Origin of the sequence: Ruegeria meonggei, assembly GCF_042768335.1 — a bacterium.
Lineage (GTDB): Bacteria > Pseudomonadota > Alphaproteobacteria > Rhodobacterales > Rhodobacteraceae > Ruegeria > Ruegeria meonggei.
The window spans coordinates 1,108,938-1,130,774 of sequence record NZ_JAXHBT010000001.1 but is presented as its reverse complement, the minus strand read 5'-3'; the positions used below and the strand labels follow the sequence as shown (position 1 = coordinate 1,130,774).

Here is a 21,837-nt window from a genome sequence, read left to right as displayed (position 1 = left end):
AATGAAAGAACCCTGACACGCTTACCAGGCGTCAGGGTTGCTCAATCAGGGTTAACAGCGAGTTAACTCTGTTCAACAGGTGGTTATGCCTGCGCTTTTCTTCCCGCCATGGCCTCGGCAAAACGCTCGAACAGATAGAAACTGTCCTGCGGTCCGGGCGACGCTTCGGGGTGGTGTTGCACCGAGTAGACCGGGCGGTTCGTCATGCGAATACCGCAGTTTGACCCGTCAAACAGAGAACGGTGGGTTTCCACAACACCTTCCGGCAAGGACTGTGCGTCGACGGCAAAGCCGTGGTTCATCGAGGTGATCTCGACCTTGCCGGTCTCCATGTCTTTGACCGGGTGGTTCGCGCCGTGGTGTCCGTGGTTCATCTTGACCGTATGACCGCCCAAAGCCAACGCCAGCATCTGGTGCCCAAGGCAGATGCCGAACACCGGCAGATCGGTGCTGTCCAGAACCTCTTTGATCATTGGCACGGCGTATTCCCCAGTGGCCGCAGGGTCGCCGGGACCGTTCGAGAGGAACACACCATCGGGCTCGTGGGCCAGCACTTCGGCGGCTGTGGCTGTGGCGGGCAGGACGGTGACGTCGCAACCGGCCGAGGCCAGGCAGCGAAGGATGTTACGCTTGGCGCCGAAATCCACGGCAACAACCTTATGCACCGGGGCTTCTTGCCGGGTATAGCCATCCGGCCAGGCCCACCGCATCTCATCCCAGCGATAGCTTTGGGCGCAGGTGACGTCCTTGGCCAGGTCCATACCTTCCAAACCGGCGAACCCCCGCGCTGCGGAGGCCAAAGCTTCGATATCGAAATTGCCGTCAGGGTCATGGGCCAATGCCACGTGCGGCGCGCCCTGTTGGCGGATTGCGCGGGTCAGGCGCCGGGTATCGACACCACCGATTGCGATGCGGCCACGACGGGCCAGCCAGGTCTTCAACTCTTCGACCGAGCGCCAGTTCGAGGGCTCGGTCGGGTCCCACTTGACCACCATTCCAGCCGCAACCGGATCACCGGTTTCGTCATCCTCAGGGTTCACGCCGACATTGCCGATATGGGGAAAGGTGAATGTTACGATCTGTCCGGCATAAGAGGGATCGGTCATGATCTCCTGATACCCAGTCATGGCAGTGTTAAAGCACAGTTCGGCCACTGTCTGGCCGGTTGCGCCGAAGCCCATCCCGTAGAACAGTGTTCCGTCGGCCAATGCCAGACATGCGGTGGGCTTGGACGGGACGTTCTGTGCCATGGCGCGACTCTCCTGCAGGGTAAACCGGCGCATACTTAAGGGGGTTGTGGCGCTGGGTCAAGCCTGTTCAATTTTTAGGCTATTAAGCAAAATCAATGCCTTAGCTGTATTCACCCCCGGTTGTGTCGCGCTTTTTGTTTCGATATGGTCGGGGTTCCTTTGCCATGGGGATGGACAGAACATATGGATATGCGATCACGGGTGAACACTGCCCTGAAGCAAGCAATGAAAGACAAGGATGCCGAGCGTCTGTCGACGCTGCGCCTGATTAATGCTGCGATCAAGGACCGTGACATCGCCTCGCGCGCGGCTGACAACGAAGAAGCCAAAGGCTGCGGCGACGCAGAGGTGCTTGAAATTCTTGGTAAAATGACCAAGCAGCGCAAAGAAAGCGCTCGAGCCTATGAAGAGGGCAGCCGATTGGATCTGGCCGAACGGGAATTGCGCGAGGTCGAGGTCATCGAGGAATTTCTGCCCAAGCAACTTGACGAAGACGAGGTCGCAAAGGCCATTCAGACCGCAATCAGCTCAACCGGCGCGGGTTCAATCCGGGATATGGGCAAGGTCATGGGCGAGCTCAAGACACGCTATACCGGCCAGATGGATTTCGGGAAAGTCGGCCCTATGGTCAAGGATCATCTCTGCTCCGCCACGAACGGCTGCTGACAATCTCTACATAAATGACCAAATTACTGCGCGACCCGTTCGCGCAGTATTTGTTTCAGATCGTCGTATAGGGCGATGCGTTCGTCCTCGGACAGAAACGCGCCGATTTCCACCTCGCGCCCGTCGCCGGTCAGCGTCACATAGTTTGGAACCGGACCGCCGTGTTTGTGCATTTCGGGCCGTGCCCAATAGCGGTTACAGGCCCATTCCTGTCGCCCTTTGCGCGGGTCGTGATGCACCAGAGTGGCCTGCGTCGCGTTAAGTGTCAGAACCTCAAACATGCTGCGAGCACGGTAGTTGGCCTGTATTGCCAGCCATAACCCCACCACTGTGATTAACAAAAACGGCAACAACCCCCACAGCAACGCCGATCCCAACACTGCCATCAGCGGGATCAGGCCAAACAGGAACACCGAGAACACGACGCACATGGCCCAGCGTGGAGGCAGCGAGTTATGCGGCCAAAGGCGAAGTTCCTGCTCCGATTCAGACGTTTGAGTCCATTTGTAAGGCATAGCCAAATAGTAGCGCAGGACCGCAAAATGGCGAAGGGGGAATGATCAAATGACGTGACCCACGCGTGCCCAGGACAGCGCGTCATCCAGCCGGTCATCACCCCAAAAAACCTCACCCTGAACAACAAAGCTGGGAGCGCCAAAAACGCCGAGTTTTATGGCCTGCTCGGTTTCAGCTTCAAGCGCGGCAACCGTGTCGGGGCTGCGCGCCCGCGCCAGGATCATGCGCGGGTCCCGCTGGCACCTGTGTAAGGCTTCTGAGATCGCGCTTTCACTGCCAGCTTCGACTTTTTCTTCAAACCAGATGCGATACAAGGCTTGGGTAAAGGCTTTGCCCCAGCCGTCGCCCATGCCCAATAAGGCCACCTGATTGGCCAGCACCAGATCCGAGATAGGGTAGGGAGCAGGCAGCTTTGCGTGAATGTGGTACTTTGCAGCCCGGCGTTCGATATCTCGCCACATATAGGCAGATTTGACCGGTTTTCCCGCAAATGGAATGTTGCGTTGTTCGGACATCACACTGCGCACATTGAATGGTCGCCATGCAACCGAGGCGTCGTGTTCCTCGCACCATTCGTCCAAGCGCATGGCCGTCAGAAAACTGTAGGTGCTACCAATAGAATACCAAAAATCAAAATCGGGCATTTGAAACCTCCGGGTTGCCGGATGTGGTGCCGTGCCAGAATAGCTGATTTTTGTGGCTCTGGCGACTTTCTACCCAGACCGTGGTCCGGGGATGCGCTTTTGCAAAGAAAAAACCCCGCCGGAATAGGCGGGGTTTCTTTTGGGTTTAACAGGATCAGTGCGCGTGGCCCTTGTCCCAGTCTTCCTGCTTAGGCAGCTGCTCGAACGTATGTTCGGGCGGCGGCGAAGGAAGGGTCCATTCCAGCGTGTCCGCGTATTCATTCCATGGGTTGTTGCGCGTCTCTTTCGCGCCCCGCAGCAGAGCGTAGATCACGATGCCGAAGAACAGCAGGAATGAGGCGAAGGACACAAAAGCGCCAATCGACGATACAAAGTTCCACTGGGCGAATGCCTCGGGGTAGTCGATGTAACGGCGCGGCATACCCTGGCGGCCCAGGAAGTGCTGTGGGAAGAAGGTCAGGTTGGCGCCAATGAAGAACAGCCAGAAGTGAACCTTGCCCCAGAACTCGGAGTATTGACGACCCGTCATCTTGCTGAAGTAGAAGTAGACACCTGCGAAGATCGCGAACACAGCACCCAAGCTCATCACATAGTGGAAGTGAGCCACCACATAGTACGTGTCGTGATAGGCGCGGTCGATACCGGCCTGCGACAGCACCACGCCTGTCACACCACCAACGGTGAACAGGAACAGGAAACCAAAGGCGAACAGCATCGGCGTCTTGAACTCAATCGAGCCGCCCCACATCGTCGCGATCCAAGAGAAGACCTTGACCCCTGTTGGCACCGCAATGACCATCGTGGCCAGCATGAAGTAGGCCTGCTGACGAAGCGACAGGCCAACGGTGTACATGTGGTGCGCCCACACGACAAAGCCCAGCACACCGATTGCGATGATCGCCCAGACCATCGGCAAGTACCCAAAGACAGGTTTGCGCGAGAAGGTGGCGATCACGTGGCTGATGATGCCGAACCCGGGCAGGATCACGATGTACACTTCCGGGTGGCCAAAGAACCACAGGATGTGCTGATACAGGATCGGGTCACCGCCGCCGGCAGGGTCAAAGAAGGTGAATCCAAAGTTCCGATCCATCAGCAACATGGTGATTGCGCCCGCCAGAACCGGCAAGGACAATAGAATCAGCCACGAGGTGACGAAGATCGACCAGCTGAACAGCGGCACCTTGAACAATGTCATGCCCGGGGCACGCATGTTCAGGAAGGTGGTGATCATGTTGATCGCGCCAAGGATCGAAGAGGCGCCAGATACGTGCACTGCAAAGATTGCAAGGTCCATCGACATGCCGCCTTCGGATGTCGATAGCGGTGGGTACAGAACCCAACCCACGCCAGAGCCAAGCTGGTCATTCCCGCCCGGTGACAGCAACGAGGCCACACCCAGCGACGTACCAGCGACATACAGCCAGAAGGACAGGTTGTTCATCCGCGGGAACGCCATATCCGGCGCACCGATCTGCAACGGCATGAAATAGTTGCCAAATCCGCCGAACAATGCCGGGATGACCACAAAGAACATCATGAGAACACCATGGTAGGTGATCATCACGTTCCAAAGATGTCCGTTCGGGGTGCATGGGTCGGCCATGAAGCCTTCGAGGCACATGTACTGAACACCGGGGTGCATCAGTTCGAGCCGCATGTAGACGGTCATCAGAACCGAGATCAGTCCGGCAAATGCCGAAAAGATCAGGTACAGAATACCGATATCCTTGTGGTTGGTCGACATGAACCAGCGGGTAAAGAAACCGCGTTCGTCTTCATGATCGTGACCATGAATGGCTGCGTCCGCCATTATGGGTGCCTCCTGTTGCAACTACACCGCGCACCCAGACCTCTCTGGTGCGCGGGATTCCTGCCGGTTTTAGAGTGCGAAAGAAGCGCCTTCAATGGTCGAGTTTGATCTGGATCAAGATTAATTGTCGCGGGCAGGAGGATACCCAGCGATTTCCGGACCCCGAACGCCAGCGATTTGGGTATTGACGACGGGAATTCAAGAGGACGCCGCGCAGGCACTTTCACCGCTTGACCCGCACCGGGCCGCACCGCAGAACTAAAGGCAACACCGAAACCGGAGCGCTGACATGACTGCTTATGACCCCGACAACATCTTCGCCAAGATCGTGCGCGGAGAAATCCCCTCGACCCGTGTGTACGAGGATGATGACACGTTGGCGTTCATGGACATCATGCCGCGCGCGGATGGGCATTTGTTGGTGATCCCAAAAACACCGTGTCGGAATCTGTTGGATGCATCACCCGCGCAATTGGCGGCAGTGATGGCGACGACGCAGAAACTGTCGCATGCTGTGGTCAACGCCTTTGGCGCGGATGGGGTCACGATCCAGCAGTTCAACGAGGCCGCAGGTGGGCAGGAGGTGTTTCATCTGCATTTCCACGTGCTTCCACGGCATGCAGACGTCTCCCTGCGCGCGCCGGGTCAGATGGGCGACTTTGATGTGATCGCCCAGCACGCAGAACAGATCAAAGCCGCGCTGGCCTGATTACGACTTGGCCGCATGCGGTCCCAGACAGGCATCGTGGTTGCCAAAGGCGTGCAACACGGCACAGACGTGATCATGCGTGCCGTCACAGGCCGCGGAGATGCGGGTCAGTTCGACCTCAAGCCTGCGCAGCTGAACAATCCGCTGCCGCAGGTCAATCAATTGTCGTTCCGCGATCTCATGCGCGCGGTCCAGATCGGGGCCTTGCGCGCCCTCAAGCGACAGCAATGCCTCGATATCGGTCAGAGGCAGGCCCAGATCCCGGCCATGACGAATGAACTGCAACCGGTTCAGGGCACCGTCATCATACCGGCGCTGATTGCCCACCGTTCGATGCGGTTTGGGCAACAGGCCTTTGTCCTCGTAAAACCGAATCGTGGGGACTTTGACCCCGGTTCGACGAGATAACTCTCCGATTGAGTGCATTTTCTGAAACTCACCTCTTGAACCTCTAGTGACTAGAGGAATTATATAAGCTGTGCGACCAAAACAAGGAATCAGGCCACAATGGGACAGCACCACGATCACAAAGGGCATAGCCACACTCATATTGACCCGGATGCAGGCGATATGCGCGTCGCAGGGGCGATTGGTGTCAACCTGCTGTTGACCGTGGCGCAGGTCATCGGTGGCATCTTCTCGGGCTCGTTGGCGCTGATTGCGGATGCGCTGCACAATTTCTCGGATGCGATTGCGTTGATCATCGCGTTTTTTGCGCGCAAGATCGCCCGAAGGCCTGCTGATCCGCGTATGAGCTTTGGCTATGGTCGGGCAGAGGTGGTCGCGGCGCTCGTCAACTATACCACGCTTATCGTTCTGTCGGTGTATCTGCTGTATGAGGGCGTGATGCGGTTTTTCGAACCCGAGCCCGTAAACGGCTGGATGGTGGTCTGGATCGCAGCGCTTGCCCTGATCGTTGATCTGATCACTGCGGCGCTGACCTATTCGATGTCAAAAGACAGCATGAATATTCGCGCGGCCTTCATCCACAATGTGGCTGACGCATTGGGATCAGTCGCCGTTATCGTTGCCGGAGCCGCGGTGATCCTGTTCGGTTGGACCTGGGTTGACCCTGCGGTCACGATCCTGATCTCGATCTACATCCTGTGGCATGTCAAATCCGAGATCGGCGAAACGATCCGCGTTTTGATGTTGGGTGCGCCGCCTGAACTGAATCCGGAAGAGGTGGCAACTGCGATCGAACAGGTCGACGGGATTGCCAGCGTACACCACATCCATCTGTGGAGCATGCAGGAACGCGAGCCGGCCCTGACTGCGCATCTGGAAATTGCCGCTCAGGCCTGGTCCGAGGCCGATTCCATTCGTGTCGCTGTGAAAGAAGTTCTGAAATCCAGGTTTGGCATCGGGCACACAACGCTGGAGCTTGACCTTGTGAATCCGATCAGCAAAGCCTCTCCCCGATTTGGGCATGATCATGTGCAGGACGCGTGAAAGGGAGTAGCCTATAATCAGAATACGAATTGCCGTTCCGATTTGGGGTCGGAACGGCAAACTCGTAACCAAACACTTGTCCGATACCCAGGGCAGCCCGGGATCACCGGTTAACACACCACTCACTCTAGAACGGTAAGAGTAGTTTACGCGTTAACAGGCGACTTGTATGTATTTGAGTGAGTATGCCTTGATTAAGGCACCAAAACTGCATGCAAAGTAGGCAATTGTAGTTAGGCTTGGAAACAAAGTCTTGGCTGGTTTGCTATTGTTACGATCACAGTGGTCAGGTGGCGATTCGGTAGACGCGAAATTGTTCGCGCTCAGACCCTGGCTGGTAAGAAAACTTCAGCAAATGTCTTATGAAGCGCGGCGTCGATATCAGCCATCGTCACGGGCAGGCCCAGATCGACCAACGAAGTGACTCCGTATTCGGTGATGCCACAGGGCACGATGCCGGAAAAATGGTCCAGCTCGGGTTCGACATTGATCGAGATACCGTGAAAGCTGACCCATTTGCGCAGTCGCAGGCCAATGGCGGCGATCTTGTCCTCGGCGGGTTTGCCGGTCACCGTCAGTGGTTTGTCATCCCGACGGACCCAGACGCCAACCCGGCCATCCCTAATCTCACCATCAACATTGAATTCCGCCAGTGCGGCAATTACCCATTCTTCAAGCTTTTTTACAAAGCCCCGAACATCCCTGCCACGCTTGTTGAGATCCAGCATGACATAAGCCACCCGCTGACCGGGGCCGTGATACGTGTATTCCCCGCCGCGCTTTGCCTCGTAGACAGGAAAACGATCCGGGTCTGTCAGATCTTCGATTCGGGCAGAAGTGCCGGCCGTGTAAAGCGGCGGATGTTCCAACAGCCAGACGCATTCCTCAGCTTCGCCATTGGCAATAGCGGCCACGCGCGCCTCCATAAAGGCGATGGCGTCGTTGTATTCGGTAAGCCCGTCAGTGATCTTCCATTCCATGGCGATTCCATATCGCGGGTGCACGGGCAGGGGAAGGGGTTACGCGGCCTCGGTCAAACACCGTTGCAGGGCCTGCTCATAAGTGTCCGTTCCTTGCGCGCCGGTTAGCAGATACTTACCACCAAAGACCATGGATGGCACGCCCGAGATGCCGCGGCTGGTCCAGAACTGCTGCTTGTCACGGGTCGGTGCGACATGCGCACCTGACTCAAGCGCGGCCCGCGCAGCATCGCGATCCAACCCGGCTGCCTGGACTGCGTCCAGAAGAACAGCGGTCTTCGAGACATCCCGTTGATTGGTAAAATAGGCCTCGAACAGAGCCAGCTTCAACGGATGCTGGCGGCCTTGAGCTTCAGCCCAGTCCAACAGTTGATGCGCTGCAAACGTGTTCACAATCCGGCTGTCGTCGTCAAAATTGAATCTAAAGCCCAGCTCGTCCCCCAGCTGCGTCAGGTGATCGCGTGCCTGTTGGCTTTGAGCAGGAGTCGAGCCGTATTTCTCAGCAATATGTTCGCGCAGGTTCTGACCTTCCGGCGACATAGTTGGGTTTAGCTCGAACGGGTGCCACCGCAGTTTAGCCAGCACATTCTGTTGCTGAAGGGCCAGATCAAGCTGCCGGAACCCGACGATGCACCACGGGCAGACCACATCCGAAACTATGTCGATCTGGACGATGGGGCGGGGATCGGATGAGGCCATGTTCAGGCTCCTGACTGGGGTGTGGGAAATACAGTGGTTGTATAGATATGAGCGCCCGACGGGAATTCAAACCGTCGTTGTTTTTGCCTCTTCACATCTCGATCTTCAGCGTCTATACGCCCCTCTACCAAGTCACTGGCAGTGCGGTCGTGGCGGAATTGGTAGACGCGCAGCGTTGAGGTCGCTGTGGGGTAACACCCGTGGAAGTTCGAGTTTTCTCGACCGCACCAGACTATTCCCATTATTGCAAAACGGCTGTTCTCTCGAAGTGTAGGGTTGCACCAGTTTACCGGGGATTATTGATATGTCGATTTCCAGTCTCGCCCGTGCCCGCGGGGTTGTGTAAGACGATGATCAACGCAACTGAGGAAGGTCTTAATGTCTCAGGCCATTACCGTATTCACGACGATGAAGAACGAAGGCCCCTATATGCTGGAATGGGTCGCGTTCCATAAGGCGCTAGGGATTGATCACTTTGTGATTTTCACTAACGACTGTGAAGACGGCACGGATGATATCGCGCGCAGGCTGCAAGAACTGGGGATCGCCACCCATGTGCCAAACGAGGTGAAAGAGGGCGGCAATCCACAGCATCAGATGCTGCGACGCGCGCGGCGGCAACCAAAGGTCAAAGCGGCCGATTGGCTGCTTTGTCTGGATGTGGACGAGTTTTGGAACATCCGTCACGGGGATAACAGCTTTGACGCGTTGATTGCCGAGGTCGAACATCGCGCCGGACAGCCGGTTGACGCAATCTCGTTTGCGTGGAAACTGTTTGGCAGTTCGGGCAACCTCAGCTTTGAAGACAGGCCAGTGACCGAAGTGTTTTCGATGGGGGATCAGGAATTCCCCTATCATTCCAGCCGGGCCTCGGGTCTGAAGACACTGTTTCGCAACAATGGCAAGTTCACCCGATTTGGCCCCCATCGCCCCAAAGGCGTGGAAGAGGGGAAAGAGGCCGAGATTGCCTGGTCGGATGCCGGCGGCAAGCTGTTTCCAAGCGAAAAGGTCGGCTGGCGGGCCTGGCGCGGGTTTGATCATTCGCTTGGTCGTTTGCATCACTACTCGGTGCGGTCGCTGGATGGCTTTCTTATCAAACGTGACCGGGGGCGGACAAATCACATCAAGGTGGATCAGGGGCAGTCATACTGGCAGGACATGAATGCCAACAAAGAAACTGATCAAACCATCCTGCCCACTGCCCGGCGAGCGGCCCCGCTGTTGGATGAGTTGAAAGCGGATGAGGTTCTAGGGCCGCTCCACACCCAGGCTTGCGACTGGCACCGTGCCAAGATCGCCGAGATCAAGATGCGCCCGGACTGGGTGGACTTTCGGGTGTGGCTGGTGGACAATCTTGTTTGAAAACCATGGCAGACGACCTTTCAAAAGAGCAGTTGAAACCCGAACACCCCGATCGCAAGACAGGGTATGAACGGATTTTGACCGACCCCGCACCGCCGTGGTTTGTCGAGCTTTACCCCGGCGGCGACGGTGCCGGATACCTGCAAAAGCTTGAACGTCATTCGGTGCTGTTCCATCAGCGCTCGGCGTCGCAACTGGTTGTCAGCTTCGACAATATCGCCAACGCTAATGACCTGTCCTTTGCGCGCGAACCCTGGGGGTGGAAGTTTTTCCGGGATGCAGGCTGGTCGCATATGGGGGTCTTTGCGAGGACCAAGGCGTGGTATCGCGACCCCGAGATCATTTCGTATTTCCAGGATCGCGCCGCCGAAGGCTTCTTTGACAAATATGACCGTGTGGTGTTCGCCGGTGCCTCAATGGGCGGCTTTGGGGCGCTGACCTTTTCCGGCCTGGTTCCCGGTTCGCATGTGATTGCCTTCAATCCGCAAACCACGCTGGATGCGCGTCTGGTGCCGTGGGAGACCCGATATCGCTTTGGTCAGGTTCAGGATTGGGATCTGCCTTTGGGGGATGCGGCCCAGACGGTACGGACAGCGGGCAAAGCCTACGTGTTCTATGATCCATTCTTTGACCTTGATCGCCAACAGGTTCAGCGGCTGAGCGGAGAGAATGTGCTGCTGCTCAAGACATGGTTTGCGAACCACTTTGCAGCACCGATGCTGCGTAAACTGGATATTCTAAAGCCGGTCATGCTGAAGGCGATGGATGGGACGCTGGAACCTACAGAGTATTACGAAATGATGCGGGCCCGCCGTCAATTGCCGATGGTCATGCGCGGGATCGAAGGTTTTGCGGAAGACCGCCATCCAAAACTGGTACAGCAGGCGCGCCGACGGTTCCGGGTTCTGCGACGCGCTGCAATGGCCGAGGCCGAGGGGTCCTCATGACCTCACCCAAAGGTGTGTTCATCGGCCAGCGCAAGGATCGCATGGGCGCACGATTGCTGATGATGCTGACCTGCATCCGCCTGGCCGAGGATTTTGATACCGATTACCGGGTGAACTGGTTCCCGCAAGGAGCCGACGCGCCGGAACTGGACCAACCGCAGGATCTGTTCACGAAAGACTGGATGGACGCCTATTTCCTCAGCACCAAGGATTTCGATGCGCTGTCAAAACAGGCCCTGCCGATCTGGAAGTTTCAGAACGACAAGTCTCCGGACCGTCTGATCACACATCTGAACTCTGGCCGGTCTGTTCTGGTTGAAGAGGGATTCGAGGTGTTTGCCTTTCCATGGGAGGATATCGAAACGATCCGCCCAAGGTATCGCGAGTTTATCTACCGAATTGGCTTTACAGAGGAAATCCGCGCCATCATGGACCGAGCGGATGCCAAACTGTCGGGGCAGGGGGTGTCGGCCTATCACATTCGGCGGGGCGATATCCTGAACGGGTTGCCCTGGAAGCACACGACATGGCCTGCCAAGATCGAGCCGGAAGAGCTGTATGAGGCACATCTTGAAAAAACCGCCGGGCAAACGGCCATTATGTTTTCGGATCAGCCCGAACTGATCGCGCGCTTTCAGTCGCGGTTCCCCAACTTGTTGGGAATGGCCGATATTGCCGACGTTTCCGGCATGACCCGCGCGCAGCGGGATTTTCTTGAACTATATACAATGTCACGGGCCGAACAGGTGATCGCACCGTTTATTTCTGCGTTTTCGATGGCAGCAGCGCGGGTTTCTGGTCGGCAGAGGCTAGTATTCAAGGACGTGCTGACGGAACAAGAAGTTTCGGCGGCAAACCAGCGTGTGATTGACCGTGTGGCCAAGGGGCCAGACGCGTTTCTAAATGTGTCCGAGGCCGCCCATGTTTATGCGAAGGCAGCTCAGTACCTTTGTGCGCAGGATCAAATCGAAAAAGCATACGAGCTTGCCCAACCCATCCTGAGTAACAAGGCGGACAATGCGTTTATGCCGCTTCTTCAGGCGATGAATTGTTTTTATCTTTCGCACTGGAAAGAAAGCGAGGGTCTGGCCAAAGCGGGGTTGAAAAACAAGAATCTTTGGCCGGACGACTACGCAGTGTTACTTGCGCTGCAAGCTGCGGCGCTGGGTGCACAACAAAAGCGTTGGCCCGCAGGTCGCCACTTTGCGCGCGCGTTCTGGGCCAAGCCGTTGCGCCCGGATGTTGTGGTAATTGGCTCTCGCATGGTCTACAGGGATCAACTGCCTGCGCGTGTTTTTCCTCCCACGGACTTTCGCTTGCAAAAAGAGATGCGCCGCCGCCGTTTTCCGCCGTTCAATAGCCTGTATCTGGTGACGCACAAGGTGCTTGTCAGACAGCCCTGTAACTTTGATTTTATTCTATTGGATTGGCCGGATCTGGCTTTGGATCAAAAGGCGCGTAGATTGCTGGATGACCGATCAAGGCTGGAGCGCCTGCACGAAGGGCTGGGGGCCATGAAAAACACCCCTTGTGATGATCCCTCTGTTGAAGGTTTGGTCGCCTTGTTAGATTGGCATCTTGGTGTATCTGATCTTTCGAAGGCCATCGACATCCTTAGCCATATTGCAGCGGACTGGCCGGAAAACCCGCTTTACCACAAAAGACTGGCAAGCCTTTTTGAGGCTGATGGGGATTTGCCACGTGCGCGGATTTCGATGGCCGATGCCCTTGCATGTGACCCTGGCAACCCGTTTTTGATCTTTGCCATGGGGCAGTTTCTGGAGCGGATCGGAGCCGTCGACCAAGGGCAAAACCAAATCATCCAAGCTGCTGAAATAGACGACAACACCGCAGCAATTCAGGGTATGGCCGGTCACATCCATTTGCGACGCGGAAACAAAAATAAAGCTGCCGGTTTTTTGCAGAAAGCGCATGATCTGTTTCCACCGTACAAACGATTTGCAAACCAGTTGGCGCGGGCTCGATCATAATGGCACATTCAGTCAAAAGGTTGTGGGATTGCCCTTGGTCACAGACTTCACAAGGCCTAGGCTATGGTCCGAGCGAAAGCTGTGGAAACTCGGACGCAGATTGAATGAGCGGCAGTAAAGAAGGCTAGAAAGTGTCTGAACAGGACCCCCGATACATCAGTGTTACCCCGATGAAGAACGAAGGCCCCTTTGTTCTGGAGTGGGTGGCGCATAACCTAGCGATCGGCGTCGACGATATTGTCGTGATGACTAACGACTGTACCGACGGCACGGATGTCTTGCTGCAGAGGCTGCACGACAGGGGGATCGTGACCCATGTCGACAACAACTCGCGCCGCCAGACCAGCCCGCAAAAGCGCGCCTACAAAAAGTTCCTCCGGATGGAGGTTGCGCGGCCACAGGACTGGGTCATCGTGATTGACGCCGACGAGCATATCAATGTGAAAACCGGCGACCACACCCTGCGGGCTCTGACCGAGGCTATTCCGGACGCAAAAACGATCTCGATGACGTGGAGGCTGTTCGGAAATGCAGGTGTCATCCGGTATGAGGACCGGTTCCTGTCGGATCAGTTTCAACGTGCGGCGCAGGAACAGAAACCCCGCCCTCCGCAGGCTTGGGGATTCAAGACGATGTTCCAACGTCAGCTGTGGGATGCGCTGGGCGTTCACCGACCCAAACGGCCCACTGTCGAGACGATGGAGGAATGCCATTGGTACAACGGGTCGGCGCAAAAGATGCCGGAACGCTATTACACCAGCAGTTGGCGGTCGGCGCGGGATTCCATCGGATATGATCTGGTGCAGGTCAATCATTACGCGCTGAAATCGTGCGAGAGTTATCTGGTCAAGAAAATGCGTGGGCGGGCCCATCATCTTGGGGAAAGCCTCGGGATGGAATACTGGAACATGATGAACCAGAACGCTGAACAGGACAGCTCAATTGATGTTATTCTGGACCGCAAGCGCGAACATTTCTACGAATTGATGTCAGACCCGGAAACGGCGCGTCTGCACCATGTGTCTTGTGACCTGCACCGCGAGCATATCGCGGCGCTGCGTGAACAGCCCGAAATGCAGGATCTCATGCAGCAGATGACATCCGGCTTTGTCGCTCAGCACCAGGAATGAGCGGGTCCAGCTCTGACGCAGGAGGTATCTGATGCTTTGGCTGCATATGGGGATGCCCAAGACGGGCACCACTGCGCTGCAGGGGTATGTGCGCAGCAATGCAGATCAACTTGCAGATGTCGGATTGCGCTACATGGAGGCGGGGCGGCGCAGGCTGGAAGGCAGCACGCGCCTTGCGATCAGCCACAACATCATCGCGTTTCACATCAACCAGAATCAGCATCCAATGGACCCGTTTCGCGAAATGATGACCCGCGAATACGAGGCGCATCACGATCAGACCTGCCTTGTGTCATCGGAAATGTTCTATTCCTGCGATCTGACCAAGTTGGCTCAGGTTTTTACGGAAATACCGTCGCGGGAATTGCGGATTACCTTCTATTGCCGCCGCTATTCCGACTTTTTTGAAGCGGATTACAAGCAACGCGCCAAGAATGGCCGGTTGAACAGCAGCCCATCAGATTTCGTGCGGAATCGGTTGGACAGAATTAAAGCCAACCCTCAAAGCTACAGTTTTTCGGCAAAGCTGGCGCAAATCCGTCAGTCCTTTCCTGGCGTGCAGGTTATCCCGACCTTATACGAGCGCGCTGAGATGGTGCGGGGACATGTGGTGGACGATTTCATGGCGCAGGTCGGTGTGCCGTTGCCAGAAGGGGGGGCAATAGATCGCCCTTCGAACCCGTCGCAATCACGCGCGGCCAGCGAGGCTTTTGGCGTCGTTTCGCGCGCAATAGGTCGGCGAGAAAGCCGACGCCTGCGGCGGCGTGTGGTCGATGATCCGGTCATGGTTCGGCGGCATGACGTTCTCGAACCGGATGAGCGGGCCTGGTTGGATGCGTTTTTGACTGCGGAAGATGCGCCATTTCAGCAGGAGTTCTTCTCGGATCGACCTCAGTTGTTCTCTCCGGTCGAGCTAAGCGAAGAGGAACAAGCATTCCGAAGGGACACCGCAAAAGAGTATGATGCCCTGCGCAGGGCGTCCGAGATCGTGTTTCGCATGGCTTTGGAAACCTAAAGATCAGGGCTCGACCGTGATTTCCTGGCGCTGGCGTCCGGTTGTCTTGTCGAAGATAAGAATGCGATCATCGTCCGTTACCACCGCATACCAATTGCTTCCGATTGTGACAGCCTGGGCTTTTGCGCCGTTCGGCAGTTCGACCTGATCGGGTAGGGTGGGGGTTCTGTCCGATAGTCGGATGACAATCAGTGCGAATGTCACTAGAACCCCGCCAATCATCACCGCGGTCAGCAGCATGACCATTCTCCGCAGCAAGCGTAGCTGTGGCGTTTCCTGCGGTTCCTGGGGTTCGGAAGGGACAGTCATGAGCACCCGTCAGATTGAGTTTCAGATCGCGGCCGATCCGCCGCCACGCCTTGATAAGGCGCTTTCGCGGGATGTGCCAGCCGAGGAGAGCCTGTCTCGTACACGTTTGGCCCGGTTGATCGAAGAAGGAGCCGTTCGGATCAACGGCACAGAACTGCGCGATCCCAGGGCCAAAGTGGTCGAAGGTGCAAAGGTTACAGTAACCGTGGCCGAAGCCGAAGATAGCCATATCGGCCCCGAGGATATTCCGCTGCAGGTTGTCTACGAAGACGCGGATCTGATCGTCATTAACAAACCGGCTGGAATGGTCGTGCATCCGGCGCCCGGATCGCCGAACGGGACGCTTGTGAACGCACTGCTGCACCATTGCGGCGATGACCTGTCCGGGGTTGGCGGCGTCAAACGGCCGGGGATCGTGCACCGTATTGACAAGGAAACAAGCGGATTATTGGTTGTTGCGAAATCTGACGCGGCGCATCACGGATTGGCCGCTCAGTTCGAGGCCCACAGTGTCGAACGCTATTATCGGGCGATTTGTTATGGTGTGCCCGATGCTAATGACCCACGTCTGCGCGGGGTTAAGGGCGTCAGCTTTGAGCCCGGCAATATCATGCGATTGACTACACAGTTAGCCCGCCACAAGACCGACCGACAGAGACAGGCTGTGTTGTTTCATGGCGGGCGGCACGCTGTGACCCGCTCTCGGGTAGTTGAGACATTTGGCACTCCGGCTGGCGTGACACTGATCGAATGCTGGCTGGAGACCGGGCGCACCCATCAGATTCGCGTTCACATGGCCCATGCAGGCCACGGGCTGGTGGGCGATCCGGTCTATGGAGGAAAGCGCAAACTAGCCGCAAAAGCCTTCAGCACGGACGCTTCTGACGCGGTCCGGTCGTTTCCCAGACAGGCGCTTCACGCTGCGGTTCTTGGCTTTCAACACCCTGTGACAGGTGAAAACCTGAGGTTTGAGGCGGATTTGCCAAAGGACATGGAAAACCTGATTGAACAGCTTCGTACACCGCTGTCATAATGTGCAAAGACGCGTGAATAACAATTTCTTAGCTTTCCTTTATCGATCGTTAATCCCAAACTGTTAACGGTACCTCTTGAATGGATCGGGAAGGTTTCCCATATCCTATGTTAACGACTTAAACATTTGTCGGAGGGACATGAAACATGGCAAATTACGCAAATCTCCCCGCGCCGACGCCGGAAGGCGGGCTGAACCGCTATATGCAGGAAATTCGCAAGTTTCCCCTGCTGGAGCCAGAAGAAGAGTACATGCTCGCCAAACGTTGGGTGGAAGAGCAAGATACTAAATCTGCTCATAAAATGGTCACATCGCATCTGCGGTTGGCGGCCAAGATCGCCATGGGATATCGCGGCTATGGCCTGCCACAGGCCGAAGTGATTTCCGAAGCCAATGTCGGCCTTATGCAGGCGGTCAAGAAGTTCGACCCCGAAAAGGGCTTTCGGCTGGCGACCTACGCGATGTGGTGGATTCGCGCATCGATCCAGGAATACGTTCTGAGATCGTGGTCGATGGTCAAATTGGGTACCACGTCGGCGCAGAAAAAGCTGTTTTTCAACTTGCGCAAGGCCAAAGCCCGCATCGGCGCGTTGGAAGAGGGGGATTTGCGCCCTGAAAACGTGGCACGGATCGCAAATGACCTTGGAGTGACTGAAACTGAGGTGATCAGCATGAATCGCCGGATGTCCGGTGGCGATGCCTCGCTGAATGCGACGGTCGGATCCGAAGGCGAAGGGACCATGCAGTGGCAGGATTGGCTTGAGGATGAAGATGCCGACCAGGCTGGCGATTATGAGGCGCGCGACGAACTTGATGCGCGGCGTGAATTGCTGGCGGCGGCGCTGGACGTTCTGAACGACCGGGAAAAGGATATCCTGACCCAGCGCCGCTTGATGGATCAGGCTGTCACTCTGGAAGAGCTGAGTACCCAGTACAATGTTAGCCGCGAGCGCATTCGTCAGATCGAAGTGCGCGCTTTTGAGAAACTGCAAAAAAAGATGCGCGAGCTTGCGCGTGAAAAGGGTATGCTCAGCACGGTCTGAGGATATTCAGTCGAAACGAATAGGCCCGCCAAATCTGGCGGGCTTTTTTGTAACAAAATCGGACGACTCCTCGGTTCTGATGCCGGTTTTTCGTTGGCCAAGGTCAGAGAAAAGCCTGACTTCGCAGCGGTTGATTGATACAGATGTCATGACGCTGAAATGTTAGCGGTAACTTGCGGGTTTCGGCATACGGGAACCAATGGCGGAGGAGATGATGCATAAACCAGTAGAATGGGGTGTTCTTGGGGCTGCAAAGTTTGCGCGCCAATTCATGGCTCCGGCAATCCACGCCGCAGATGGAGCACGGCTGGCCGGGTTGGCCACTTCAAACGTGGGCAAGGCTAAACCGTTTCAGGCATTTTGTCCGGATTTGACCATCTATGACAGTTACGAAGCGCTGCTGGCGGATCCCGCGATTGAGGCCGTCTATATCCCGCTACCCAATCACCTGCATGTGGAATGGAGTCTAAAGGCGTTGGACGCCGGCAAGCACGTGTTGTGCGAAAAGCCGATGACCATGGCCGCGACTGAGTTCGAATCTTTGATCCAAAAGCGCGATGCGACCGGGTTGCTGGCGGCTGAGGCGTATATGATCGTGCACCATCCGCAGTGGCAGTTTGTCCGCAAGCTGATCGCTGACGGGATCATCGGGAAACTGGTGCATGTCACAGGGGCGTTCAGTTTCGACAACCGGACGGATGTTACAAACATTCGTAACAAGGCAGAAACCGGCGGCGGCGGTCTGCGGGATATCGGCGTCTATGTGATTGGCGGTGTGCGCTTTGCAACCGGGCAAGAGCCGGTTTCTGTCGAATCCGCCATTCGGTGGGAGGACGGAATTGATGCGTTCAGCGAAATTCGGGCTCGGTTTCCGGATTTTACGTGTTCCAGCTATGTCTCGATCCGCATGCATCCGCACCAAGAGATGGTGTTTCACGGGGAAGGGGGTGTCATCCGTCTGACCGCGCCGTTCAACGCGCGGGTTTTTGGCGAAGCGCGGGTCGAACTGCACCGTCCGGGTCTTGAGGTTCAGGTCACGCGATTTCCCGGTGACGACCATTATAAGCTGCAGGTCGAGGCGTTTTGCCGGTCGGTCCGCGAAGGGGACGAATATCTGTGCCCGCTAGAGTTTTCGCGCGGGACGCAAGAGATGATCGACCTGGTTTTTGACAAGGCTGTTGCGCTCTGACTTGCCACGCCGCGCCCGGCTCGGCTAACCTGACGGGCACCTGATCAGGAGGAGACCGATGGCAGGCGGTTGGGCGCGAGATGGCGCGGTAAGTGAACAGATCGAGGCATCCATTTCGGATGAGCTCGCCCGGATGCAGTCGAAAAAGCGCCCGGTGGGCGAAAGCCTGACCCATTGCGCTGAATGCGAGGAACCAATTCCGGAAAAGCGACGCATGGCGCTGCCTGGCGTCAAATTGTGCCTTGAATGCCAGCAGGAACGCGACGGAGCTTTTAAATCCCGTGCGGGCTTTAACCGGCGCGGGTCCAAAGACAGTCAGCTGAAGTAACCAGGTCAGGAGGATGGCGGCAACTCAGTCGAAACGGCCGCTGTTACAAAACGGGCTGGTTCTTGGGTTCGTTGCTGCGTTTCTCTGGGGCACGCACAGTGTCATTGTCCGCTATCTGACCAGCGACTTGGGTGGGCTTCAGATCGCAGTGACCCGCTTGTTTATCGCGGCACTGGCCATTTACTGCATGTTGCGGGTGATGCGGGTTTCGGTGTCAATCCGATTGAGCGACTGGAACTTTCGACTGGCCGTTTTGTCCACGGTCGTCAATTACATCCTGTTCCATATCGGGCTTGAACACACAGGTGCCGCGAATGCGATGGTGCTTGAGAATACAGCTCCGTTCTTTGTTCTGGTCTTCCTGTATTTCTTTGCTGATACGCCAGTTACGCGCACCGACGTTCTGGCCACCACTTTGGCAATCCTGGGTGTCTTTCTGACTGTCTTCCGCGACTTTCAGGGGCGCGGAGAGCCTTTGTTCGGAGATTTGCTTGAAATCGGTGCCGGCCTGAGTTGGGCGGTGTTCCTGATTTCCAGCAGCCGGGCGATGCGCAGCTCGGAATCAACCGCCGAGCGATTGAGTTTCCTATTCGGGATATTCCTGTGCTCGGGCTTGCTTTTGGTTCCACTGGCCGCTTTTACGCTGCAGGTTCCGACAGTCAACGATGTGGTGTTCCTGATCCTGCTAGGGGTGCTACCGACCGCCTTGGCCTATTACCTGTGGTACGAGGCCGCCGCGCGGGTCTCGACGCTGACGGCGACCTTGATGTTCGCCGCATCCGTGGTGTTCACCTTTATCAACTCAGCCCTGTTTCTGGGGGCCGCAATCACACCGGTTGCGGCCCTTGGGGCCGTGCTGATCGTGGCCGCCATTTTCCTGACGACCAAAAGCCAGATGTGATCAGTCTTCCATCGCTTCCAACTCGTCGATGAAGCCCGAGATCATCGACAGGCCCTTGTCCCAGAATTTCGGATCGCTTGCATCCAGCCCGAATGGGGCCAACAGCTCTTTGTGGTGCTTTGATCCGCCCGCGCGCAGCATCTCGAAATACTTGTCCTCGAACCCGTCCGAACCGCTTTCGTAAACCGAGTAAAGCGCGTTCACCAATCCGTCGCCAAAGGCGTAGGCATAAACATAGAAGGGCGAGTGGACGAAATGTGGGATGTAGGACCAGAATGTCTCATACCCGTCCATGTATTCAAACGCGGGCCCAAGGCTTTCGGCCTGGACGCTCATCCACAGGGCGTTGATGTCATCGGGGGTCAGCTCGCCCTCGCGGCGGGCGGCGTGAAGCTTGCATTCAAAGTCATAGAAGGCGATCTGGCGCACGACCGTGTTGATCATGTCCTCGACTTTGCCTGCCAGCAGAACCTTGCGCTGCTCAGGCGTTTCAGCCTGATCCAGCATTTTGCGGAAGGTCAACATTTCGCCGAACACGGATGCAGTTTCGGCCAGCGTCAGAGGTGTCGAAGACAACATCTCGCCCTGATCGGCGGCCAGCACCTGGTGCACGCCGTGGCCCAGCTCGTGCGCAAGGGTCATTACGTCGCGCGGCTTGCCAAGGTAGTTCAGCATCACATAGGGGTGCACTTCGGTAACAGTGGGGTGTGCAAATGCGCCGGGGGCCTTGCCCGGTTTTACCGCCGCGTCGATCCAGCCTTTGGTAAAGAACGGCGACGCGATGTCGCCCATACGGGGGTCGAATGCGTTATAGGCATCCATCACCATCTTTTCGGCCTCATCCCAACCGACGACACGAGTGTCTTCCATCGGCAATGGCGCGTTGCGGTCCCAAACCTGCATGACGTCCAACCCAAGCCATTTGCGCTTTAGCTCATAATATCGGTGGCTCAGCTTGGGGTAGGCGGCGACGACGGCGTCGCGCAGGGCTTCAACAACTTCGGGCTCGACATCGTTGGACAGGTGGCGACCGGTTTGCGGTGTTGGCACGTTGCGCCAGCGGTCTTCAATTTCCTTTTCCTTGGCCTGCGTGTTGTGAACGCGGGCAAAGATCTTGATGTTGTCGGAAAAGACCGCCGCCATCTCGCGCGCCGCGGCCTCACGGACCGAGCGGTCCTGTTCGGTTAGCAGATTGGCGGTGGCTTCAAAATTCAGCTCTTCGCCATCAACGGTAAAGGTCAGGCCAGCGATGGTTTCATCGAACAGGCGTTCCCATGCGTCGCCGACAACGCCCATGTCATGCAGGAATTTCTCTAGCTCGTCGGACAGTTGATAGGGCTTCATCGCACGGACGCGGCGGAATACAGGCTCGTAGCGCGCCAGCGCGGCGTCGCTGTTGAAATGGGCTTTCAAAACGTCATCGTCGATGCGGTTGATCTCAAGCGTAAAGAACACCAAGGGTGTGGTGAAGATCGTGACCTTTTCCTGCATGTCCGACAGAAATTTGGCGCGCTCGGCATCTGTCGTCATCTGGTAATAACGCAGGCCCGCGAAGGACATGATGCGGCCCGCGATGGTGTTGATCTTTTCGTTACGCTCAACGCAGGTAAGCAGTTCACCGGCATCCAGATTGGCCAATTTGCCTTCGTAGTCGGCGGCAAATGCGGCGCATTCGCCTGCAAGCCAGTTTAGATCGCGATCCAGTTCGGGTGCGTCTTCCGATGCATACAGATCGGTCAGGTCCCACTCTGGAAGGTTGCCGAGATTTTCGGCCCCGCCAATTGCATTTGCGTCACGGGCTGGAAAGGGAAGGTCGCGCATGGATCACCTCGGAATATCTGCTTTGGCAAACATCTAGGC

General features: G+C 56.6%; 22 protein-coding genes and 1 tRNA gene. 14 read left to right on the top strand and 9 right to left on the bottom strand.

Going from position 1 to position 21,837, the window contains the following annotated elements; all coding sequences use genetic code 11:
• Positions 1-83 precede the first annotated feature (83 nt).
• On the bottom strand, positions 84-1,250 hold the full coding sequence (carA, locus tag SJY13_RS05590; RefSeq protein WP_377188710.1) for a glutamine-hydrolyzing carbamoyl-phosphate synthase small subunit: 1,167 nt from the start codon (positions 1,248-1,250) through the stop codon (positions 84-86).
• Positions 1,251-1,433: 183 nt separating this feature from the next.
• Here carA and SJY13_RS05585 point away from each other — a divergent pair, with 183 nt between their 5' ends.
• On the top strand, positions 1,434-1,916 hold the full coding sequence (locus SJY13_RS05585) for a GatB/YqeY domain-containing protein (protein ID WP_377188707.1): 483 nt from the start codon (positions 1,434-1,436) through the stop codon (positions 1,914-1,916).
• Between the two features lie 23 nt (positions 1,917-1,939).
• Here SJY13_RS05585 and SJY13_RS05580 read toward each other — a convergent pair whose 3' ends face one another.
• The 3 genes from SJY13_RS05580 to ctaD form a co-directional block, all read right to left on the bottom strand.
• A complete protein-coding gene (locus SJY13_RS05580) occupies positions 1,940-2,431 on the bottom strand; it encodes a DUF2244 domain-containing protein (RefSeq protein WP_377188704.1) in 492 nt (163 codons plus the stop codon).
• A 45-nt stretch (positions 2,432-2,476) separates the two neighbouring features.
• On the bottom strand, positions 2,477-3,076 hold the full coding sequence (locus SJY13_RS05575) for a 2-hydroxychromene-2-carboxylate isomerase (protein WP_377188701.1): 600 nt from the start codon (positions 3,074-3,076) through the stop codon (positions 2,477-2,479).
• 154 nt (positions 3,077-3,230) lie between these two features.
• Positions 3,231-4,889: a cytochrome c oxidase subunit I gene (gene ctaD / locus SJY13_RS05570; RefSeq protein ID WP_377188698.1), complete on the bottom strand. Its 1,659-nt coding sequence runs from the start codon at positions 4,887-4,889 to the stop codon at positions 3,231-3,233.
• Between the two features lie 289 nt (positions 4,890-5,178).
• Between ctaD and SJY13_RS05565 the strand changes: the two genes are divergently transcribed.
• Positions 5,179-5,598 carry an HIT family protein gene (locus SJY13_RS05565; RefSeq protein WP_377188695.1) on the top strand — a complete coding sequence of 140 codons (420 nt, stop codon included), beginning with the start codon at positions 5,179-5,181 and terminating at the stop codon, positions 5,596-5,598.
• Here the strand turns inward: SJY13_RS05565 and SJY13_RS05560 are convergent, their stop codons facing one another.
• The gene (locus tag SJY13_RS05560; protein ID WP_377188692.1) at positions 5,599-6,024 is read right to left on the bottom strand and encodes a MerR family transcriptional regulator; all 426 of its coding nucleotides are present in this window, start codon (positions 6,022-6,024) and stop codon (positions 5,599-5,601) included.
• Between the two features lie 81 nt (positions 6,025-6,105).
• On the opposite strand from SJY13_RS05560, the gene SJY13_RS05555 reads away from it, so the two are divergent.
• Entirely contained in the window at positions 6,106-7,050 is a 945-nt protein-coding gene (locus SJY13_RS05555) for a cation diffusion facilitator family transporter (protein WP_377188689.1), read from the top strand.
• Between the two features lie 323 nt (positions 7,051-7,373).
• On the opposite strand, the gene lipB is transcribed toward SJY13_RS05555, so the two are convergent.
• Together lipB and SJY13_RS05545 are read right to left on the bottom strand one after the other, a co-directional pair.
• A complete protein-coding gene (gene lipB / locus SJY13_RS05550) occupies positions 7,374-8,030 on the bottom strand; it encodes a lipoyl(octanoyl) transferase LipB (RefSeq protein WP_377188686.1) in 657 nt (218 codons plus the stop codon).
• A 39-nt stretch (positions 8,031-8,069) separates the two neighbouring features.
• The gene (locus tag SJY13_RS05545) at positions 8,070-8,729 is read right to left on the bottom strand and encodes a DsbA family oxidoreductase (protein ID WP_377188683.1); all 660 of its coding nucleotides are present in this window, start codon (positions 8,727-8,729) and stop codon (positions 8,070-8,072) included.
• A 143-nt stretch (positions 8,730-8,872) separates the two neighbouring features.
• On the opposite strand from SJY13_RS05545, the gene SJY13_RS05540 reads away from it, so the two are divergent.
• The 6 genes from SJY13_RS05540 (at position 8,873) to SJY13_RS05515 (ending at position 15,174) form a co-directional block, all read left to right on the top strand.
• A tRNA-Leu gene (locus tag SJY13_RS05540) sits at positions 8,873-8,959 on the top strand.
• 148 nt (positions 8,960-9,107) lie between these two features.
• On the top strand, positions 9,108-10,091 hold the full coding sequence (locus SJY13_RS05535) for a glycosyltransferase family 2 protein (protein WP_377188680.1): 984 nt from the start codon (positions 9,108-9,110) through the stop codon (positions 10,089-10,091).
• A gap of 5 nt (positions 10,092-10,096) precedes the next feature.
• Complete coding sequence (locus SJY13_RS05530) at positions 10,097-11,038, top strand: hypothetical protein (RefSeq protein ID WP_377188677.1); 942 nt, start codon at positions 10,097-10,099, stop codon at positions 11,036-11,038.
• Positions 11,035-13,029, top strand: a complete 1,995-nt coding sequence (locus SJY13_RS05525; protein WP_377188674.1) for a hypothetical protein — start codon at positions 11,035-11,037, stop codon at positions 13,027-13,029. The genes SJY13_RS05530 and SJY13_RS05525 overlap by 4 nt, the downstream gene beginning before the upstream one ends.
• Positions 13,030-13,160: 131 nt before the next feature.
• Complete coding sequence (locus SJY13_RS05520; protein WP_377188671.1) at positions 13,161-14,159, top strand: glycosyltransferase family 2 protein; 999 nt, start codon at positions 13,161-13,163, stop codon at positions 14,157-14,159.
• 31 nt (positions 14,160-14,190) lie between these two features.
• Positions 14,191-15,174, top strand: coding sequence for a hypothetical protein (locus SJY13_RS05515; RefSeq protein ID WP_377188668.1), 984 nt, complete (start codon positions 14,191-14,193; stop codon positions 15,172-15,174).
• 3 nt (positions 15,175-15,177) lie between these two features.
• Here SJY13_RS05515 and SJY13_RS05510 read toward each other — a convergent pair whose 3' ends face one another.
• Complete coding sequence (locus SJY13_RS05510) at positions 15,178-15,483, bottom strand: DUF6476 family protein (RefSeq protein WP_377188665.1); 306 nt, start codon at positions 15,481-15,483, stop codon at positions 15,178-15,180.
• On the opposite strand from SJY13_RS05510, the gene SJY13_RS05505 reads away from it, so the two are divergent.
• The 5 genes from SJY13_RS05505 to SJY13_RS05485 all read left to right on the top strand — a co-directional run bounded on the left by SJY13_RS05505 (position 15,482) and on the right by SJY13_RS05485 (position 19,977).
• A complete protein-coding gene (locus SJY13_RS05505) occupies positions 15,482-16,516 on the top strand; it encodes an RluA family pseudouridine synthase (RefSeq protein WP_377188662.1) in 1,035 nt (344 codons plus the stop codon). The two genes, SJY13_RS05510 and SJY13_RS05505, sit on opposite strands and share 2 nt — an antisense overlap.
• A 146-nt stretch (positions 16,517-16,662) precedes the next feature.
• Positions 16,663-17,559 carry an RNA polymerase sigma factor RpoH gene (rpoH, locus tag SJY13_RS05500; protein WP_085821737.1) on the top strand — a complete coding sequence of 299 codons (897 nt, stop codon included), beginning with the start codon at positions 16,663-16,665 and terminating at the stop codon, positions 17,557-17,559.
• A 214-nt stretch (positions 17,560-17,773) separates the two neighbouring features.
• Positions 17,774-18,748 carry a Gfo/Idh/MocA family protein gene (locus SJY13_RS05495; RefSeq protein WP_377188659.1) on the top strand — a complete coding sequence of 325 codons (975 nt, stop codon included), beginning with the start codon at positions 17,774-17,776 and terminating at the stop codon, positions 18,746-18,748.
• A gap of 58 nt (positions 18,749-18,806) precedes the next feature.
• Complete coding sequence (locus SJY13_RS05490) at positions 18,807-19,076, top strand: DksA/TraR family C4-type zinc finger protein (RefSeq protein ID WP_377188656.1); 270 nt, start codon at positions 18,807-18,809, stop codon at positions 19,074-19,076.
• Positions 19,077-19,089: 13 nt separating this feature from the next.
• Positions 19,090-19,977: a DMT family transporter gene (locus tag SJY13_RS05485; RefSeq protein WP_377188653.1), complete on the top strand. Its 888-nt coding sequence runs from the start codon at positions 19,090-19,092 to the stop codon at positions 19,975-19,977.
• On the opposite strand, the gene SJY13_RS05480 is transcribed toward SJY13_RS05485, so the two are convergent.
• Positions 19,978-21,798, bottom strand: a complete 1,821-nt coding sequence (locus tag SJY13_RS05480) for a M3 family oligoendopeptidase (protein WP_377188650.1) — start codon at positions 21,796-21,798, stop codon at positions 19,978-19,980.
• Between the last annotated feature and the right edge of the window lie 39 nt (positions 21,799-21,837).

What these genes read in the sequence shown, in the direction of transcription:
- carA (WP_377188710.1), bottom strand. Translation starts at nt 1,250, where the DNA reads ATGGCACAGAACGTCCCGTCCAAGCCCACCGCATGTCTGGCATTGGCC.
- SJY13_RS05585 (WP_377188707.1), top strand. Translation starts at nt 1,434, where the DNA reads ATGGATATGCGATCACGGGTGAACACTGCCCTGAAGCAAGCAATGAAA.
- SJY13_RS05580 (WP_377188704.1), bottom strand. Translation starts at nt 2,431, where the DNA reads ATGCCTTACAAATGGACTCAAACGTCTGAATCGGAGCAGGAACTTCGC.
- SJY13_RS05575 (WP_377188701.1), bottom strand. Translation starts at nt 3,076, where the DNA reads ATGCCCGATTTTGATTTTTGGTATTCTATTGGTAGCACCTACAGTTTT.
- ctaD (WP_377188698.1), bottom strand. Translation starts at nt 4,889, where the DNA reads ATGGCGGACGCAGCCATTCATGGTCACGATCATGAAGACGAACGCGGT.
- SJY13_RS05565 (WP_377188695.1), top strand. Translation starts at nt 5,179, where the DNA reads ATGACTGCTTATGACCCCGACAACATCTTCGCCAAGATCGTGCGCGGA.
- SJY13_RS05560 (WP_377188692.1), bottom strand. Translation starts at nt 6,024, where the DNA reads ATGCACTCAATCGGAGAGTTATCTCGTCGAACCGGGGTCAAAGTCCCC.
- SJY13_RS05555 (WP_377188689.1), top strand. Translation starts at nt 6,106, where the DNA reads ATGGGACAGCACCACGATCACAAAGGGCATAGCCACACTCATATTGAC.
- lipB (WP_377188686.1), bottom strand. Translation starts at nt 8,030, where the DNA reads ATGGAATGGAAGATCACTGACGGGCTTACCGAATACAACGACGCCATC.
- SJY13_RS05545 (WP_377188683.1), bottom strand. Translation starts at nt 8,729, where the DNA reads ATGGCCTCATCCGATCCCCGCCCCATCGTCCAGATCGACATAGTTTCG.
- SJY13_RS05535 (WP_377188680.1), top strand. Translation starts at nt 9,108, where the DNA reads ATGTCTCAGGCCATTACCGTATTCACGACGATGAAGAACGAAGGCCCC.
- SJY13_RS05530 (WP_377188677.1), top strand. Translation starts at nt 10,097, where the DNA reads ATGGCAGACGACCTTTCAAAAGAGCAGTTGAAACCCGAACACCCCGAT.
- SJY13_RS05525 (WP_377188674.1), top strand. Translation starts at nt 11,035, where the DNA reads ATGACCTCACCCAAAGGTGTGTTCATCGGCCAGCGCAAGGATCGCATG.
- SJY13_RS05515 (WP_377188668.1), top strand. Translation starts at nt 14,191, where the DNA reads ATGCTTTGGCTGCATATGGGGATGCCCAAGACGGGCACCACTGCGCTG.
- SJY13_RS05505 (WP_377188662.1), top strand. Translation starts at nt 15,482, where the DNA reads ATGAGCACCCGTCAGATTGAGTTTCAGATCGCGGCCGATCCGCCGCCA.
- SJY13_RS05510 (WP_377188665.1), bottom strand. Translation starts at nt 15,483, where the DNA reads ATGACTGTCCCTTCCGAACCCCAGGAACCGCAGGAAACGCCACAGCTA.
- rpoH (WP_085821737.1), top strand. Translation starts at nt 16,663, where the DNA reads ATGGCAAATTACGCAAATCTCCCCGCGCCGACGCCGGAAGGCGGGCTG.
- SJY13_RS05495 (WP_377188659.1), top strand. Translation starts at nt 17,774, where the DNA reads ATGCATAAACCAGTAGAATGGGGTGTTCTTGGGGCTGCAAAGTTTGCG.
- SJY13_RS05490 (WP_377188656.1), top strand. Translation starts at nt 18,807, where the DNA reads ATGGCAGGCGGTTGGGCGCGAGATGGCGCGGTAAGTGAACAGATCGAG.
- SJY13_RS05485 (WP_377188653.1), top strand. Translation starts at nt 19,090, where the DNA reads ATGGCGGCAACTCAGTCGAAACGGCCGCTGTTACAAAACGGGCTGGTT.
- SJY13_RS05480 (WP_377188650.1), bottom strand. Translation starts at nt 21,798, where the DNA reads ATGCGCGACCTTCCCTTTCCAGCCCGTGACGCAAATGCAATTGGCGGG.